The sequence below is a fragment of the Bacillus sp. 522_BSPC genome (genome assembly GCF_001076885.1).
Lineage (GTDB): Bacteria > Bacillota > Bacilli > Bacillales > Cytobacillaceae > Niallia > Niallia hominis.
The window spans coordinates 1-2,929 of record NZ_JVDT01000103.1; the positions used below are offsets into that span (position 1 = coordinate 1).

Genomic DNA, 2,929 nt, shown 5'->3' on the forward strand with positions numbered 1-2,929 from the left:
TTAAATAAAAGAATAGCAAATGAGTATTCTGTTGTACTCCACAAATGGTAGAAACAGGAGCCCGCTTATCAGCAAGTCTTTTCATGAGACAAAAGTCCTGGCTATTATTTACATCTAACTTTCGAATAATGGAGGGATTCTCTTCTTTCATATGGCAACCAACAGTCAAGTCCATATGAAAGCTCCTTTCCTGCAACCTACCAAATCCAAATTTCGGATAAAAATCAAGAACAGATGAATTAGCAAATAAATAGATAAAATCATACTGGTGTTCATATTTCGAAATAATATGATTGATTAATTTAGCCGATAATCCTCTATTCCGGTAGTCTGGATGTGTCATGACAGTACCAAGCTGAAGTGCCTTATACGCTTTTTTATGAAGGATGATATCCATTTTATTAATCGAAACATTGGCTATCACTTTTTCACCATCTAAAAAGGAATAACAAATATAGTCATCATTCCAGCAACCAAGCTGATCCCATCTGGAAAAGTCGATTTGAAAAACTTGTTTAGCTAATTCTATAAAACTCTTTTTATATTGTATGTTTTCTTTATAATTCGATATTATTGAATAGGGGCTCATTTACTTTCTCTCTTTTATTATTTTTCTATGCTTAAAGATACCTTTCCACTATCTCGGAAAGACGCATCTGCTACTTTTTCTACTATCATTTGTCCATCTTTCACAAGGATAACCGATACACAGCAATTGTCATGATGGGGGAATCCTTCACTATTTAAGAGGGACTTCATCAAAAAGCCAATAGTGACACCATGTGAGAAGACTGCTATATTTCCACCAGTATCTTTATGTGCAGATATGATATCCTCAACTGCAGCTTTTGTTCGATTTATTAAATCAGTAAAAGATTCTCCATCTTGCACTTTACTTTCCACATCTTTAAAGGAAAAGAGTCTATCCAGAATATCACCATGCTCCGCAATAATGTCTGCCTGTAGCATTGCTTCAAACATACCAAAATTCATTTCCTTTAATCGTACATCTTTTGTTAATTGAATTTTTCTCGTACCTAATGCATATTTAGCAGTATCTAAAACTCGCTGACTATCACTTGCATAAGCAGCTACAAAGGGAATATCTACTAAACCAGCTCCTACAGATTTCGCTTGCAGTATCCCATTTTCCGTTAAGGGAGAATCACAAAATCCTTGCATCCTTTTCTCAATATTATATTGGGTCTCTCCATGTCTTATAAAATATAATCTCAATTCGTTATCCATTCCAAACATCCTTTCTTTTTATTTTTCACAGGATAAAATCAAGAAAAGCGGAATTCTCTTCCGTCTTTCAAAATCTTTTTTTTGCTCAAAGTTCTCTTGCTTTGGCATACCTTCCCGTAAATCTGTTACTTTATAGCCTGCTTCCTTTAACAGCCGAAAATATTCTTCGATTGTCCGATGATACTTAACTACATCTTCGCCTATCCATTGCTCTGTTCTTTCTCCCATTGAAAAATAATCATCCACAATCCAATTCGTTCTTTTCTCCGAGGAAGCGGCGCTCTCAATTGTAGAAAGCAATAGTGGGTGTTGAACACTGAAGACAAATTTCCCATCTTCCTTTAACTGATTATATATACCGTGAAAAATCGTATGTAAATCTTTTATATAATGAAATACTAAACGGGATACAACTATATCGACCTTGCTATTCATAAAATCCCAATCTTCCAGCTTAGAAAGATAAACCGAAGCAGTTGTTCCATTTACATGCCGGGAAGCTTCGTCAAACATTCGCTTGGAGCCTTCCACTCCAATATAGCTTTCTGCACCTTTCCCTAAAAGCTCGAGTCCAAACTTTGCATCTCCACATCCTAAATCTAGAATAGACTTTCCTTTCATTTCTCCCAATAGCTCATAGAAAATCGGCCTTTCTATACTGTTATTGGGACTCGAATCTCGATTTCTTCTAGCTCGGTAATTTTCAAAAAATTGCACATTATCGTATACAGAAGAACCTTTATATGCCATATATCCACCTACCAAATTTCCCGAATTTTTTTACAATCAAATCTACTAAAATATCATATCCTTCTTCACCGAAATGAAGACCATCATTATGTATACCTTTTAATTTATCCTGATAATCTTTGAAAGATCTACATGTTTCTATTCTATTTTATACCATTGGAAAGGATTCGTCTTATTCTTATAAAAATAAAATAGGTCTTGTTCGGTTTGAAATAATGATAAATAAAGGGAAATATATGCTATGATTTTATAATAATAACAATAAGTCGGATAACTTATTGATGCTAGGATATTTTGAACTTTCTTGGAGGTTTGGTTTTGAAAGAATTAAGATGGGCTGTATCCCAAGATTTGCAGCACTATCCAAGTTTTTTTCATAATCATCGATGAATACTATTTCTTTTGCAGGTAGATTCATTCCTTGAAGTGCATGCTCAAATATCAATGAACTTGGTTTGTTTACGCCAAGTTCGAAATTAAATGTCAGCTGATCAAAATATTCATATAAACCTGCGTTTTTTAAGACTCTCACAATAGATGGATCTGTATCTGATATAACGCCAATTTTATACTTTTTTTTCAATCCTTGAATTGTCTTTTTTGCATCGTCATAAAAAACATAATTGGAATCGTTATATACTAATCACAAGCAATTATTTCTGCTTGTTGTTCAGATAATTTAATTTCAGGCAGCATTTTACCAAATGTTTTATAAAAATTTATATATCTTTCAAGTTCCTCCACTTCCTTTTTGTATATTTCAGGTTTTAAACATTCATTTGCTTTTAAAAATGCTATATGAAGCTTTTCCTTTGGTATGGAATGAAGTAATTCTATATTTATAAATTCTAAAGCTTTTGCAGTTATTTTCCAATCACCAGTATAAGGACGAAAAATTGTCCAGCCAAGATCAAATAATATCCCGCGTAAC

Annotated in this window: 4 protein-coding genes and 1 pseudogene; all 5 read right to left on the reverse strand. The window is 33.4% G+C overall.

The annotated features are described in order from the left end of the window. On the reverse strand, positions 1–589 hold a 589-nt coding region (locus ADJ83_RS07980), incomplete at its 3' end, for a GNAT family N-acetyltransferase (RefSeq protein ID WP_048717471.1). A 17-nt stretch (positions 590–606) separates the two neighbouring features. Beyond that, positions 607–1,248 carry a histidine phosphatase family protein gene (locus ADJ83_RS07985; protein WP_048717473.1) on the reverse strand — a complete coding sequence of 214 codons (642 nt, stop codon included), beginning with the start codon at positions 1,246–1,248 and terminating at the stop codon, positions 607–609. Positions 1,249–1,266: 18 nt separating this feature from the next. Next, positions 1,267–1,998, reverse strand: a complete 732-nt coding sequence (locus ADJ83_RS07990; RefSeq protein WP_031537778.1) for a class I SAM-dependent DNA methyltransferase — start codon at positions 1,996–1,998, stop codon at positions 1,267–1,269. A gap of 247 nt (positions 1,999–2,245) precedes the next feature. Further along, a pseudogene (locus tag ADJ83_RS07995) lies at positions 2,246–2,617 on the reverse strand (HAD family hydrolase); the annotation flags it as partial. Positions 2,618–2,637: 20 nt separating this feature from the next. Beyond that, positions 2,638–2,929, reverse strand: a 292-nt coding sequence (locus ADJ83_RS25980) for a hypothetical protein (protein WP_204375761.1), incomplete at its 5' end; no start/stop codon positions are given.